Annotated in this window: 11 protein-coding genes; 5 read left to right on the top strand and 6 right to left on the bottom strand. The window is 66.1% G+C overall.

The features are described from left to right. Positions 1 to 23: 23 nt before the first annotated feature. From polA to lptM, 3 genes are read right to left on the bottom strand one after another with little or no spacing between them, the layout of a single operon-like run. The gene (polA, locus tag JN531_RS08450) at positions 24 to 2765 is read right to left on the bottom strand and encodes a DNA polymerase I (RefSeq protein WP_228348428.1); all 2742 of its coding nucleotides are present in this window, start codon (positions 2763 to 2765) and stop codon (positions 24 to 26) included. Continuing rightward, positions 2762 to 4009, bottom strand: a complete 1248-nt coding sequence (lysA, locus tag JN531_RS08455) for a diaminopimelate decarboxylase (RefSeq protein ID WP_228348429.1) — start codon at positions 4007 to 4009, stop codon at positions 2762 to 2764. The genes polA and lysA overlap by 4 nt, the downstream gene beginning before the upstream one ends. Beyond that, complete coding sequence (lptM, locus tag JN531_RS08460; protein WP_228348430.1) at positions 4006 to 4185, bottom strand: LPS translocon maturation chaperone LptM; 180 nt, start codon at positions 4183 to 4185, stop codon at positions 4006 to 4008. The genes lysA and lptM overlap by 4 nt, the downstream gene beginning before the upstream one ends. A 62-nt stretch (positions 4186 to 4247) precedes the next feature. On the opposite strand from lptM, the gene JN531_RS08465 reads away from it, so the two are divergent. From JN531_RS08465 to JN531_RS08475, 3 genes are read left to right on the top strand one after another with little or no spacing between them, the layout of a single operon-like run. Continuing rightward, a complete protein-coding gene (locus JN531_RS08465) occupies positions 4248 to 4928 on the top strand; it encodes an alpha/beta hydrolase (protein ID WP_228348431.1) in 681 nt (226 codons plus the stop codon). Positions 4929 to 4940: 12 nt separating this feature from the next. Next, positions 4941 to 5867, top strand: coding sequence for an ABC transporter ATP-binding protein (locus JN531_RS08470; RefSeq protein ID WP_228348432.1), 927 nt, complete (start codon positions 4941 to 4943; stop codon positions 5865 to 5867). After that, entirely contained in the window at positions 5864 to 6625 is a 762-nt protein-coding gene (locus tag JN531_RS08475) for an ABC transporter permease (RefSeq protein ID WP_228348433.1), read from the top strand. The genes JN531_RS08470 and JN531_RS08475 overlap by 4 nt, the downstream gene beginning before the upstream one ends. Positions 6626 to 6714: 89 nt before the next feature. On the opposite strand, the gene JN531_RS08480 is transcribed toward JN531_RS08475, so the two are convergent. Together JN531_RS08480 and speE are read right to left on the bottom strand one after the other, a co-directional pair. After that, positions 6715 to 7440, bottom strand: coding sequence for a phosphoadenylyl-sulfate reductase (locus JN531_RS08480; protein WP_228348434.1), 726 nt, complete (start codon positions 7438 to 7440; stop codon positions 6715 to 6717). A 93-nt stretch (positions 7441 to 7533) separates the two neighbouring features. Beyond that, positions 7534 to 8379: a polyamine aminopropyltransferase gene (speE, locus tag JN531_RS08485; protein WP_228348435.1), complete on the bottom strand. Its 846-nt coding sequence runs from the start codon at positions 8377 to 8379 to the stop codon at positions 7534 to 7536. Positions 8380 to 8448: 69 nt separating this feature from the next. Here speE and speA point away from each other — a divergent pair, with 69 nt between their 5' ends. Together speA and JN531_RS08495 are read left to right on the top strand one after the other, a co-directional pair. Further along, positions 8449 to 10344, top strand: a complete 1896-nt coding sequence (gene speA, locus JN531_RS08490; protein WP_228348436.1) for a biosynthetic arginine decarboxylase — start codon at positions 8449 to 8451, stop codon at positions 10342 to 10344. Positions 10345 to 10352: 8 nt separating this feature from the next. Beyond that, positions 10353 to 11099, top strand: a complete 747-nt coding sequence (locus tag JN531_RS08495) for a sulfurtransferase (protein WP_228348437.1) — start codon at positions 10353 to 10355, stop codon at positions 11097 to 11099. 1 nt (position 11100) lies between these two features. Here JN531_RS08495 and JN531_RS08500 read toward each other — a convergent pair whose 3' ends face one another. Further along, on the bottom strand, positions 11101 to 13263 hold the full coding sequence (locus tag JN531_RS08500; RefSeq protein ID WP_228348438.1) for an acetyl-CoA hydrolase/transferase C-terminal domain-containing protein: 2163 nt from the start codon (positions 13261 to 13263) through the stop codon (positions 11101 to 11103). Between the last annotated feature and the right edge of the window lie 48 nt (positions 13264 to 13311).

The following is a 13311-nucleotide window of genomic DNA, read 5'->3' on the forward strand; positions in this document are numbered from 1 at the left end:
TCACAAACAACACGTTGCGAGTTCTATCCGTGGGAAGCGTCCCAGTTGGCTCCGAGGCCCGGTTCGGCGACCAACGGTACCGTCAGCACGGATGAACGGCACATGCGTGCCGACAGAACCGGCCCGAGCTCGCGGAGCATGGCCTCGGGGCCTTCGAACACCAGTTCGTCGTGTACCTGCATGATCATCCGCACCTCGGGCGCTTCATCTTGCAGGAACCCATGGACGTCAAGCATGGCGGCCTTGATGAGATCGGCAGCCGTGCCCTGCAGCGGCGCGTTGATGGCGGTGCGCTCGGCATACTGACGCTGTGCCGCGTTGCGGGCGTTGATGTTGGGTAGGTACAACCGGCGACCGCGCAGGGTTTCGACAAAGCCTTGTTCGCGCGCCCGCTCACGGGTGCCGTCCATGAAGGCCTTGACCCCCGGGTAGCGGGCAAAGAAACGTTCGATGATTTCGGCCGCCTCATTGCGGCCGACGCCGATGTTGCGAGCCAGGCCGAAGGCGGAGATGCCGTAGATCAGCCCGAAGTTGATCGCCTTGGCGGCACGACGTTGTTCGCTGCTGACGGCATCGAGCGCCACCCCGAACACCTCGGCGGCAGTGGCGCGGTGGATGTCCTGGCCATTGCGGAAAGCCCCCAGCAGTTTGTCGTCGCCGGAGAAGTGCGCCATCAGTCGCAGTTCGATCTGTGAATAGTCGATTGACAGCAGACTGCAGCCCTCGGCGGGCACGAAGGCCTGGCGGATGCGCCGGCCCTCGGCAGTACGGATCGGGATGTTCTGCAGGTTGGGGTCGGACGAGGACAGCCGGCCGGTGGCCGCGACCGCCTGGTGATAGCTGGTATGGATGCGCCCGGTCTTCGGGTTCACCATCTGCGGCAGGGTCTCGGTATAGGTCGACCGCAGCTTGGCGACGCTGCGCCAGTCGAGGATCAGCCGCGGCAGCGGGTGCTCGTCGGCCAGCACTTCCAGTACGTCCTCGGCGGTGGAGGGCTCACCCTTCGGGGTCTTGCTCACCACCCGCAGGCCGAGCTGGTCGAACAGGATGGCGCCGAGCTGTTTCGGCGAGCCGAGGTTGAAGGGTTGGCCGGCCGCTTCGAAGCAGTCCTTCTCCAGGGTTTCCATGCGCTGCGCCAGCTCGGTACTGATGCGCTTGAGCAAGGGCACGTCGACGCCCACACCGTGGTACTCCATGTCGGCCAGTACCGGCACCAGCGGCATTTCCAGCTCACGATAGACCGCCTCCAGCGTGGGCTCGGCCTGCAGCCGCGGGAACAGCGTCTGATGGAGCCGCAGGGTGATGTCGGCGTCTTCGGCGGAGTAGGGTGCCGCCTGCTCCAGTGCCACCTGGTTGAAGCTCAACTGCGCCTTGCCCTTGCCCGCGATGTCGGCAAAGGTGGTGGTGGTGTGGTCGAGGTACTTGCGCGCCAGGGTATCCATGTCGTGCCGGTGCCCGGCGGCGTCGAGCACGTAGCTTTGCAGCATGGTGTCGTGCGCGACCCCCTGCACCTCGATGCCATGCCGGCGCAGCACATTGAGGTCGTATTTGAGGTGCTGGCCGACCTTGGGCCGGTCCGGGCTCTCCAGCAGCGGTTTCACCCGCGCCAACACCTCGGCCATGGGGAGCTGTTGCGGTGCGCCCATGTAGTCGTGCGCCAGCGGCACGTACCAGCCTTCGCCCGCCTTCACCGCAAAGGCCAGCCCTACCAGCCCGGCCTGCTGAGCGTCGAGGGCATCGGTTTCGGTGTCGACACAGATCAGTTCGGCCTGTTCCAGTGCGGCGATCAGCTGGTCGAGCTGCTCCGCGGTGGTGACGCAGATGCTGCGGGTAGGTTCGGCGTTCTCCTTTGGCGGCGGCGCTTGGGCGGGTTCCGGCGGCGCCTCGGCCGTCCCATCCGGCACCACCGGTTTGACCGCAGCGGCGGCACGTTCCGGCTTGAAGCCGAGGCGGTCGAACAGCGTGACCATGGCGGGCTCGTCACGTTCGCCGGGGCGCAGGCTGTCCAGGGTCACCGGCAGTTCCACATCGAGCACGATGGTGGTCAGCCGCTTCGACAGCGGCAGGTGGTCCAGCGCCGACCGCAGGTTTTCGCCGGCCTTGCCCTTGATGGCGTCGGCATCGGCGATCAGGGCATCCAGCGTGCCGTACTGGCCCAGCCATTTGGCGGCCGTCTTGGGGCCGACACCGTGCACGCCGGGAATGTTGTCGCTGCTGTCGCCCATCAGGGCGAGGTAGTCGATGATCTGATCGGCACGCACACCGAACTTCTCGACCACGCCGTCCGGGTCCATGCGGCGGTTCTTCATGGTGTCGAGCAGATGCACGTGGTCGTCCACCAGCTGCGCCATGTCCTTGTCGGAGGTGACGATCAGCACGTCCAGATCGGCGCCGCGCGCCTGTCGCGCGAGGGTGCCGATGACATCATCGGCCTCGACACCGGGGACCGCGATCACCGGCAGGCCCATCGCCTTGAGCAGCTCGGTGATGCGCGGGAACTGCTGTTTGAGGTCGTCCGGGGTCTCGCCGCGGTTGGCCTTGTAGTCGGGGTACCAGTCCTCACGAAAGGTCTTGCCGGGCGGGTCGAATACCACGCAGAGGCGTTCCGGCTGATAGTCCTTCATCAGCCGCTTGAGCATGTTGTACATGCCGAACACGGCACCCGTGGCCTCGCCGTGGGCGTTGGTCAGCGGCGGCAGTGCATGGTAGGCACGGAACAGCCAGGACGAGCCGTCGACCAGGATCAGCGGTGCCTGGGCGCTCATGGCAGCAGGCGCTCGCCGCGCAGCAGGTCGTCGAGGCTTTCCCGCTCGCGAATGACGTAGACCTGATCGCCGTCGACCATCAGTTCCACCGGTCGCGGTCGGGTGTTGTAGTTGGACGCCATGACGAAGCCGTAGGCCCCGGCGGTGCGCACGGCCAGCAGGTCGCCCTCGCTCAGGCGCAGATGACGGGCCTTGCCCAGCCAGTCGCCGGTTTCGCAGATGGGGCCGACGATGTCGTAGTCGCGGCTGTCGGCATCGCTGTTGGCGGTGACTCGCAGGATGTCCATCCACGCTTGGTAGAGGGTGGGGCGCAGCAGGTCATTCATGGCCGCATCGACCACCGCGAAGTGCTTGCCCTCACCTGCCTTGAGTGCTTCCACCCGCATCAGCAGCAGCCCGGCCTCGCCGACGATGGCGCGTCCGGGCTCGGTGCCGATGACCAGGTCGCGGCCGCCCAGACGCTGTTTGACCGCGGCGGCCCACACCGCCGGGTCGGGCGCCACTTCATCGCGGTACTGCACGCCCAGGCCACCACCGACATCGATGTGGCGCAGGGTGATGCCGTTGGCGGCCAGCCGGTCGATCATCGCCAGCACCCGGTCCAGCGCATCCAGCAGCGGTTGGATGTCCAGCAACTGCGAGCCGATGTGGCTGGCAATGCCGTGCAGGGTGATGCCGGGCAGCGTGGCGGCTTCGGCATACAGCGCTTCGGCGCGGGGAATGTCGATGCCGAACTTGTTGTCCTTCATCCCGGTCGAGATATACGGATGGGTCTTGGCATCCACGTCCGGGTTGACCCGAAGGGCCACCGGGGCACGCTGGCCGCGCCGTGTCGCCACCGCATTGAGCCGGTGTAGTTCCGATGCCGATTCCACATTGAAGCAGCCGATACCGGCTTCCAGTGCCATGGTCATCTCGGCTTCGGTTTTGCCAACGCCGGAGAACACCACCTTGGCCGGATCGCCACCGGCCCGCAGCACCCGCATCAGCTCGCCACCGGAGACGATGTCGAAACCGCTGCCAAGGCGTGCCAGCACATTGAGCACGGCGATGTTGGAATTGGCCTTGACCGCGAAATGGATCTGGTGCGGATGCCCGCCCAGCGCCTCGCTGAAGGCGCGGTAGCGGCCCTCGATGGCGGCACGGGAATACAGGTAGGCCGGTGTGCCGAAGCGCGCGGCAATCGAGGTGACCGGCACCTGCTCGGCATGCAGCACACCGTCACGGTATTCGAAGGCGCTCATGGCGATGACCCTGCCGGCGTCCCGTCAGCGTCAGCGGACGGCGTCTCGGTTGGCGTGTTTTCGGTCTGCGGAGCGGCGGTCGGTGCCGCCTGCGGTGCCTCGGGCAGGTAGAGTGCGCCGGACTGGCCGCAGCCACCCAGCAGACAGATCAGGAAGGTGAGAACGAGCAGTCGCATGGCGTGCTCCGGCAAGGCCGGAGTCTGGGAGAATAGGCCGTCCATTCTACTGCCAGACACCCATGACCCTGCACGAGACCGAGACCGAGGTTGTCCTCGAACCCGCCGCACCCGCGACTGCCGCTGTGGTCTGGCTGCACGGCCTGGGTGCCGATGGCCATGACTTCGTCCCCATCGTGCCGGAACTTCGGCTACCCGCCGATCACCGCATCCGCTTCATCTTCCCGCATGCACCGGTGCGGCGGGTGACGCTCAACGGCAACATGCCGATGCGCGCCTGGTTCGACATCTACGGCCTCGACCGCGACGGCCCGCAGGACAGCGAGGGGATCGAAGCGGCCCGGCAGCGGGTGCGCGGACGCATTGGTGATCTGGTGGACGACGGCATTCCGGCCGCCCGCATCGTGCTGGCCGGCTTCTCGCAAGGCGGCGCCGTGGCCATGCACACGGCCCTTCGGATGCCGGAGAGCCTCGGCGGGTTGCTGCCGCTGTCGACCTATCTGCCGCTGGCATCGACCCTCACCGCCGCCACCGCGACCGCGCCGACAAGCCTGCCGATCCTGATGATGCACGGGCAGTTCGATCCGGTACTGCCGCTGACCCTGGGTCAGGCGGCGCGTGACCAGCTGAGCGGCCTGGGCTATTCGGTGGACTGGCGTGACTACCCGATGCAGCACCAGGTGTGCATGGAACAAATCACCGAGATCGGTCGTTGGATCAAGACCCTGCTTGCCGCCACCTGAGCTGCTTACCCCATGTCCGCCATTCTCTCCATCCAGCAGGTCGACAAGACCTACGCTTCCGGGCACCGGGCGCTCAAGGACATCAACCTGGAGATCGCGCGCGGTGAGATCTTCGCCCTGCTGGGCCCCAACGGTGCCGGCAAGACGACGCTGATCAGCATCATCTGTGGCCTGGTCAACGCCAGCGCCGGCAGCATTACCGCCGATGGCCATGACATCCATCGCGACTTCCGCGCAGCACGCAGCAAGATCGGCCTGGTGCCACAGGAGCTGACCACCGATGCCTTCGAAAGCGTCTGGGCGACGGTGACCTTCAGCCGAGGCCTGTTCGGCAAGCCGCCCAATCCGGCCTTCGTGGAAAAGATCCTGCGCGACCTGTCGCTGTGGGACAAGAAGGACGCCCGCATCATGACGCTCTCGGGCGGCATGAAGCGGCGGGTGATGATCGCCAAGGCGCTGTCGCATGAACCCACCATCCTGTTCCTCGACGAGCCCTCCGCCGGCGTCGACGTCGAACTGCGGCGCGACATGTGGGGCATGGTGCGGCGGCTGCGCGACAGTGGGGTCACCATCATCCTCACCACCCACTACATCGAGGAAGCCGAGGAGATGGCCGACCGCATCGGCGTGATCCGCAAGGGCGAGCTGATCGTGGTGGAGCCCACCCGCACCCTGATGCAGAGGTTGGGCAAGAAGGAACTGGCGGTGCATCTGCAACAGCCGCTGACATCGCTGCCGGCGGCGCTGGCCGATCTGCCGCTGACCCTCGCCGATGGCGGCCATGCATTGGTCTATACCTACGATGCTCAGGGGGCGGATACCGGTATCGCGCCGCTGCTGCGGCGGCTGGGGGAACAGGGCATCGACTTCAAGGACCTGCAGTCGCGCGAAAGCTCGCTGGAGGAAATCTTCGTCAGCCTGGTGCAGGAATCCGCATGAACCGCTATGCCATCCAGGCCATCTACCGTTTCGAGATGGCCCGCACCTTCCGAACCCTGGCGCAAAGCATCGCCGCACCGGTGATCTCCACCTCGCTCTACTTTGTGGTGTTCGGTGCCGCCATCGGTTCCCGCGTCGGCGAGATTGACGGCATTGCCTACGGCGCCTTCATCATCCCCGGGCTGATCATGCTGTCGCTGCTGTCCGAGAGCATCTCCAACGCCGCCTTCGGCATCTACATGCCGCGCTGGTCCGGCACCATCTACGAAGTGCTGTCGGCCCCCGTCAGCTTCGTCGAGATCGTCATCGGCTACGTCGGCGCCGCCGCCACCAAGTCGGTGATGATCGGCACCATCATCCTGCTGACGGCGCGCGTGTTCATTCCCTACGAGATCGCCCACCCGCTGTGGATGCTCGGCTTTCTGCTGCTGACCGCCGTCACCTTCAGCCTGTTCGGCTTCATTCTCGGGGTGTGGGCCGACGGCTTCGAGAAGCTGCAGATCATCCCCCTGCTGGTGGTGACGCCGCTGACCTTCCTCGGCGGCGCCTTCTATTCCATCAACATGCTGCCCGAGCCCTGGCAGCAGCTCAGCCTGTTCAACCCGGTGGTGTACCTGGTGAGCGGCTTCCGCTGGGCCTTCTTCGGCAGCGCCGACGTCAGCATCGGCATCAGCCTCGGCATGACCCTCGGCTTCCTCGCCGTCTGCCTGGTGCTGGTGGCGTGGATATTCAAGACCGGGTATCGGCTGAAGCAGTAGTTTTTTGCGCGCTGAGTGCTGAGTGCTGAGAATACGCTCGACCGCTGCGGTTACTCGGCACTCACCACTCGTCACTCACCACGCATGCCTCAAAGATGCAGCCCGCACTCCGTCTTCGGCTTGCCGGCCCAGCGGCCGCTGCGGCCTTCGCCTTTCACCGTGCAGTGGGTGCAGCCGATGGAGTTGTAGCCCTCGGCCACCAGCGGGTGGAACGGCAGGTCGTGTTCACGGATGTAGGCGTCACGCTGTTCGCGGGTGACGTCGATCATCGGATTGAACTTGAGAATGCCGCGCCGCACTTCGAAGATTTCCATGCCGGCGCGGTTGTCGGTCTGCCAACCCATCAGGCTGGACACCCACACGGCGTAGTTGGGCTTGATCGCTTCCAGCGGCTCGACCTTGTTGATGGAGCAGCAGAAGTCGGGGTTCTTGCTCCAGGTCTGGTCGTCCACCGTGAACTGGTGCTTCCAGTCCTCGGCCTTGATGTCGAACACTTCCAGTCCGTATTCCTTCGACAGCCGGTCCCGGTAGGTGATGGTCTCCAGGAAGTGGTAGCCGGTGTCGATGAACGCGATCTTCTGCCGCGGCTGAAAGCGGTGGATGATGTGCAGGAAGTACGCGGACGTGGCCGCGAACGAGGAGGTCACCAGCACCTTGTCGACATCGAAGTCGCGGTAGAACTGCTGGATGCGTTCCTCAAAGCCCATGGTCTTGTAGCGGGCGTTGAGGGTGGCGATCTCGGCCAGGCTCAGGCCGGAGGAATTGGGTTCCTCGGGCGTGACGGCGGGCGGCGGTGTGGCAAGTGCGGTATCCATGGCGCATAGTCTAGTACGGAATATCGCCGCCGCTTCTCATAATGAATAAGCGTTATATGAAAAGAAGGGCGCCGCGCCGCGCAGGCGCTGGCCTCAGCCCGCCAGCGCCTTCTTCACAAACGTGGGCAGGGCGAAGCAGGCCCTGTGGATCTCGCGGTTGTAGTACTGCGTGTCCAGGGCATCGGCGTTGTCCAGGCGTTCCACCAGGCTGCCCGCCCGCTTCAGCGCAATGGAGCCACTCCACCAGCCGCTGGGGTAGATCATCTGCGGGAAGTGCAGCAGATGAGTCTCGACGAAGCCGGCCTCGCGCATGGCGGCGTGCATCTCCTGGATCAGTGCCAGGTGCAGCAGCGGCGATTCCGACTGCTGCACCAGCATGCCGTCGGGCTTCAGGGCGCGGATGCAGTCGCGGTAGAACTTGAGGCCGAACAGGCCCTCGGCCGGACCCACCGGGTCGGTGGAGTCGATGATGATGACGTCGATGCTGCCCGGTGCGACATCCTTCATCCACTGGATGCCGTCACCGAAGAACAGGGTGGCGCGCGGATCGTTGTTGCGGTCGCACAGCTCGGGGAAGTACTGCTCCGACAGGCGGGTGACGCGTTCGTCGATTTCCACCTGGGTAGCGGCCTTCACCTCGGCGTGCTTCAGCACTTCGCGCAGGGTGCCGCAGTCACCACCGCCCACCACCACCACGGTTTCCGGGTTGGGGTGCGCGTTGAGCGCCGGGTGGCTCATCATCTCGTGATAGAGGAAGTTGTCGCGGGTGCTGACCATGGTGCAGCCATCGATGGTCATCAGGTAGCCGCAGCTGGCGGTCTCGAAGATCTCGATCTTCTGGTACGGCGTCTGTTCCTCGTGGATCTTGCGGCCCTTGAGGGCGAAGGCGGTACCGGTGGCCTCGACCGCTTCCGAGATCCAGGACTGATCGAGTGACATCGCGAATCCCATATAAAATGTGTGCGGTCGATTATATCGGCTCTCCCCCCGCCGCCGAGTGACGCCTTCGTGAACACGCCTCCCTGGACCGCCGCCGACGCCGCCGAGCGCTACAACCTGCCGCATTGGGGGGATGGCTACTTCGGGGTCAGCGATGACGGGCACCTGATGGTGCAGCCGTTCCGCGACGCCTCACCGGTGGCCGTGGACCTCTACCGACTGGCCCAGCAGTTGCCGCGTGAGGGCCTGGACCTGCCGGTGCTGGTGCGCTTCACCGACATCCTGCGTGACCGCGTCGACATGCTCTGCGACGCCTTTGCCGGCGTGATTGACGACTACGGCTACCAGGGCCGCTACACCGCGGTGTATCCGATCAAGGTCAACCAGCAGGCCTCGGTGGTGGAAGCCATCGTCGGTCACGGCGGCAGCCGGGTGGGGATCGAGGCGGGTTCCAAGCCGGAGCTGGCGGCGGTGCTGGGGCTGGCCTCGCCGGGCAGCATCATTGTCTGCAACGGCTACAAGGACCGGGCCTACATCCGCCGGGCGCTGATTGGCAGCAAGCTGGGGCACCGGGTCTACATCGTGGTGGAAAAGCTCAGCGAGCTGCCGCTGGTGCTGGCGGAATCGGCGCGGCTGGAGGTCATGCCGCTGATCGGCCTGCGGGTGCGGCTGGCCAGCTCGTCGGAGTCCACCCAGCAGAACACCGGCGGCGAGAAGGCCAAGTTCGGTCTGACCACGCCGCAGATTCTCGAAGCCGTCGAGCTGATGCGCGCGGCCGGACGCCTGGACAGCGTGCAGATGATCCACTTCCACCTCGGCTCGCAGGTGGCCAATGTCGGCGACATCGCCCGTGGCCTGCGCGAGGCAGCGCGCTTCTACGTGGAACTGCGACGGCTCGGCGCGCCGGTGCAGGTGCTGGACGTGGGGGGCGGACTGGGCGTGGACTACGAGGGCACCCGCTCGCGCTCGTTCTGCTCCATGAACTACTCGGTGCGGGAGTATGCCCGCACCATCGTGCGCACGGTGCAGCAGGTGTGCGAAGACGCCGGGCTGCCGGTGCCCGACCTGGTGAGCGAGTCCGGACGCGCGCTGACGGCGCATCACGCGGTGCTGATTGCCGATGTGGTGGATTCCGAAGTGGTCCCCAGCGAAACCCTGCCACCGCCGCCGGAGGATGCCGCCCCGCTGCTGCAGGAGTTCGCAGACCTGCTGGCGGAATTGTCCGACCGCGGCCCGCTGGAAAGCCTGTACGAGTCCAACACCCTGCTGTCGGAGGCGCATGGCCTCTACACCGATGGCCGGCTGTCCCTGGCTGAACGGGCCTGGGCCGAGCGCGCCCATGTCGCGGTCGCCCGCGCCCTGCTGCCAGAGCTCGACCCCGGTATCCGCGCCCACCGCGAGGCGCGGGAGAAGCTCGCGGAGCGGTTGTCGTCGAAGTACTTCTGCAACTTCTCGGTGTTCCAGAGCGTGCCGGATGCCTGGGCCATCGATCAGGTGTTTCCCATCCTGCCGATTCATCGGCTGGATGAGATGCCTGCCGAGCGGGCCCGCCTGTGCGACCTCACCTGCGACTCCGATGGCCGGCTCGACCAGTACGTCGATCGCGAAGGGGTGATGCCGACCCTGGCGCTGCACGCGCTCAAGCCCGACCAGCGCTACCTGTTGGGCTTCTTCATGGTGGGGGCCTACCAGGAGATCCTCGGCGACATGCACAACCTGTTCGGCGACACCAACGCCGTCGACGTGGTGGTGGACGCCTCCGCCCCCGGTGGCTGGCGCCTGGAGGGCGCGGAGCACGGTGATCGTACCGACGAGCTGTTGCGCTACGTCCATCTGGCCCCGGAAAAGCTCGCCCAGAGTTATCGGCGCAAGATTGCCGCCAGCGACATTCCCGTCGCCCAGCGCGCGGCCCTGCTGGCAGAGCTCGAAGCCGGACTCGCCGGCTACACCTACCTTTCGGAGTAAACGGGCCGATGGCGTCGACAGCGGTGCTCAACATCGCGGCCTACCGCTTCGTGTCGCTGGACGATCTGCCGGCGCTGCGCGATCACCTGTACGGTGCAGCGCAGGCGGCCGCGCTGAAGGGCACCGTGCTGCTGGCGCCGGAAGGCATCAACCTGTTTCTCGCCGGCGCCGAACCGGCGGTGCGGGGGTTTATGGCCGGGCTGGTTCGCGATGCTCGTTTCGTCGACCTCGAGGTCAAGGAAAGCTGGTCGGACGAGATGCCGTTCCGCCGACTCAAGGTGAAGGTCAAGCGCGAAATCATCCGCATGGACCATCCCGCCATCCAGCCATCGTCCGGTCGTGCACCGGCGGTGGACGCGCCGACACTGGCGCGGTGGCTAGATGCCGGTGTTGACGATGACGGCCGGCCGGTGCGGCTGTTGGATACCCGCAACGCCTTCGAGGTCGATCACGGCGCCTTCGACAACGCGGTCGACTGGCGGCTCAACCGATTCACCGAGTTTCCGCAGCAGTTGCGCGACCACGCCGATGCCTTGCGCGATGTCACCGTGGTCAGCTACTGCACCGGCGGCATCCGCTGTGAAAAGGCGGCGCTGCTGATGCGCGAGCAGGGGCTGGACCACGTCTATCAGCTCGACGGCGGCATCCTCAAGTACTTCGAGACCGTGGGCCGCCGTCACTATCACGGCGGCTGCTTCGTGTTCGACCAGCGGGAAGTGCTGGACGACGACCTGCGCCCGACGGCGTCCCGCTGAGTCAGGCCTGCCGGGACAGCGTCTCACTCAGCAACGTCGCCACCACCTTGTCCTGCAGTGACGACGGGTGCTGCAGTTGCATCCGTGCCAAATGCGGCTGCCAGCGGGCATCGGGACGGCCGGCGCGCAGCGCGCGCCACAGCAGTTTCCATTTTGGCGTGCGGGCGGCCTCGGCCTTCACCACCGGCAGCGCGCGGGAGAGCGCCAGTTCGATGTCGGTGAAGTCGTGGCCGAAGGGATAGTCAGGGAACAGCCCCTGCGCTTTCAGCGGCGCCATGCGCGCGGCCAGCGCCTGCGGCGTGTTGTCGCGACAGGCCTCGGGGATCGTCCAGCCTGCCTCGATCTTGCCGGCGGTCTGGGCCTGCAGCAGCAGGCTGGCCTGGAAGCGGCTGTCGGCGATTTCGATCAGCGCCTTGGCAACCTCGCTGTCGGTCTTGGCACGCAGGTCGGCGATGCCATATTCGGTGATGACGATGTCGCGCAGGTGGCGCGGGATGGTGCAGTGGCCGTAGTTGAAGACGATGTTGGACACCGCTTTGCCGCCACTGTCGCGGACCGCGCGCACCATCAGCGCGCTGCGGCCGCCCGGCAGTTGGTGGGCCATGGCGACGAAGTTGTACTGTCCGCCGACGCCGGAGACCACGCGGCCGTCCTCGAGGCCATCGGACACCGCCGCGCCGCCGAGGGTGATCATCATCGCGGTGTTGATGAAGCGGGCATGGACCCGCTGGGCGACATACAGCCGCGGATTGGCGTCGAGCTGGTTGACCTTGTCGACGCCGGTCATGGCGATGCGCTGACGCCGTGATTCCGGCATCTCGCGCAGCGCCGCGTAGAAGGCGTTGGGGCCGAGGAAGAAGCCGCCGTGCAGCACCACGCCGTTGCGCAGCCGGGGGCCGAGACAATGTGCGGCCATCGCCGCACGGGCATCGGGGTCGGCGACATTGGCGCGGATGCGTTGGCCGTCGGGCGCAATCAGTTCGCCGCTGTCGTAGCGGGTGGCATCGTTGAACAGGCCGTGGTGCTGCAGCCGGCTGAAGTCATGGCCGCGAATCACCCGCACCCCGAGACGCTCCAGGCCGTCGAGGACGGCTGGCGTGAGCCGTGCAGGGTCACAATCGCCCGCGTTCACCAACTGCTGCAGCGCCCAGAAGTCATAGACCTCCCGGGTCAGAATGCCGGCGTCCATGAGGTGCAGGAAGCCATCGACGAACATCTCGGTGGCGCCGTAGAGGCCGCGTGAGAAGACATCGAGACCGCCATCGCGTTCGATCAATTGCGGATGGCGCGCATCAATCCCGAAGGCGCGGATGGCCTGGCGGTAGAGGGGGTTGTCGCGGTGGCGGGTGATGGCGCTGTGGACGATGGCATCGCCGAGCTGGCCGATGCCGATCTGCAGGGTGCCGCCATCCTTCAGCAGGGCGGAGGCGTGCAGGCCGATGGCATGGTCGGCCTCGCTGACGGCCATTTTCGGCGTCGGGAACAGGGCGTGGTGGTAGCGCGGATGGTCGATGATGTGATCGAAGGTCTCGGCCGACACTTCGGCGTCGTGGCGCATGAATGGCAGCTGCGGGTTGACCTGCGCCACCACCGCCACCTTGCGTTCGCCGCGGGCCTCGGCTGCGCGCAGCATCCGTACCAGTTCCGGCCCGGTATCGGGGTTGCAGCTCAGCGAGTAGCGTGGGCCGTCGGCGCCGTCCTCAACCCCGACCATTTGCGCACAGACATTGCAGCCCTGCAGGTAGACGTCGCGCGCGGCGAAAGTGTAGTTGGTGCTGATGTAGTCCTGCTGGGCATCTGCATTGCCGAGCTGACTGCCGGGCTGGAAGAAGAACTCGCGCACGCTGACATTGGCGGGCATCGATCCATTGGCTCGGTCGCGTACGTAGTCGAGTTCCGGTGCATCACTGAACACGCGGTCGAGGAAGGGCTGCAGGAAGGCGCGCTCCACCGGGTTGCCGGGCGCCGGCCGCGCCAGCGACAGTGCGGTGAGCAGGGTCAGCTTGAGGTCCGGTTGCGCCTTGGCACGCGCATACAGTGCATTCACCAGCGCCACCGGCTTGCCCAGGCCGAGCGGAACGCCCACCCGCAGGTCGCGCCCGACATGGGCGATCAGGGCATCGACACAGGCGTCAACGGTGGCGTGGCGGTGCGGCGAAGGCATGGCACAGGGTCCGAGTCTAAGATCGGTTCATTGTTTCACGCAGCGGAC

Source organism: Flagellatimonas centrodinii, assembly GCF_016918765.2.
Lineage (GTDB): Bacteria > Pseudomonadota > Gammaproteobacteria > Nevskiales > Nevskiaceae > Polycyclovorans > Polycyclovorans centrodinii.

Excerpts from the sequence above, each read along its gene's own strand:
- polA (WP_228348428.1), bottom strand. The coding sequence starts at position 2,765 with ATGAGCGCCCAGGCACCGCTGATCCTGGTCGACGGCTCGTCCTGGCTG.
- lysA (WP_228348429.1), bottom strand. The coding sequence starts at position 4,009 with ATGAGCGCCTTCGAATACCGTGACGGTGTGCTGCATGCCGAGCAGGTG.
- lptM (WP_228348430.1), bottom strand. The coding sequence starts at position 4,185 with ATGCGACTGCTCGTTCTCACCTTCCTGATCTGTCTGCTGGGTGGCTGC.
- JN531_RS08465 (WP_228348431.1), top strand. The coding sequence starts at position 4,248 with ATGACCCTGCACGAGACCGAGACCGAGGTTGTCCTCGAACCCGCCGCA.
- JN531_RS08470 (WP_228348432.1), top strand. The coding sequence starts at position 4,941 with ATGTCCGCCATTCTCTCCATCCAGCAGGTCGACAAGACCTACGCTTCC.
- JN531_RS08475 (WP_228348433.1), top strand. The coding sequence starts at position 5,864 with ATGAACCGCTATGCCATCCAGGCCATCTACCGTTTCGAGATGGCCCGC.
- JN531_RS08480 (WP_228348434.1), bottom strand. The coding sequence starts at position 7,440 with ATGGATACCGCACTTGCCACACCGCCGCCCGCCGTCACGCCCGAGGAA.
- speE (WP_228348435.1), bottom strand. The coding sequence starts at position 8,379 with ATGTCACTCGATCAGTCCTGGATCTCGGAAGCGGTCGAGGCCACCGGT.
- JN531_RS08495 (WP_228348437.1), top strand. The coding sequence starts at position 10,353 with ATGGCGTCGACAGCGGTGCTCAACATCGCGGCCTACCGCTTCGTGTCG.
- JN531_RS08500 (WP_228348438.1), bottom strand. The coding sequence starts at position 13,263 with ATGCCTTCGCCGCACCGCCACGCCACCGTTGACGCCTGTGTCGATGCC.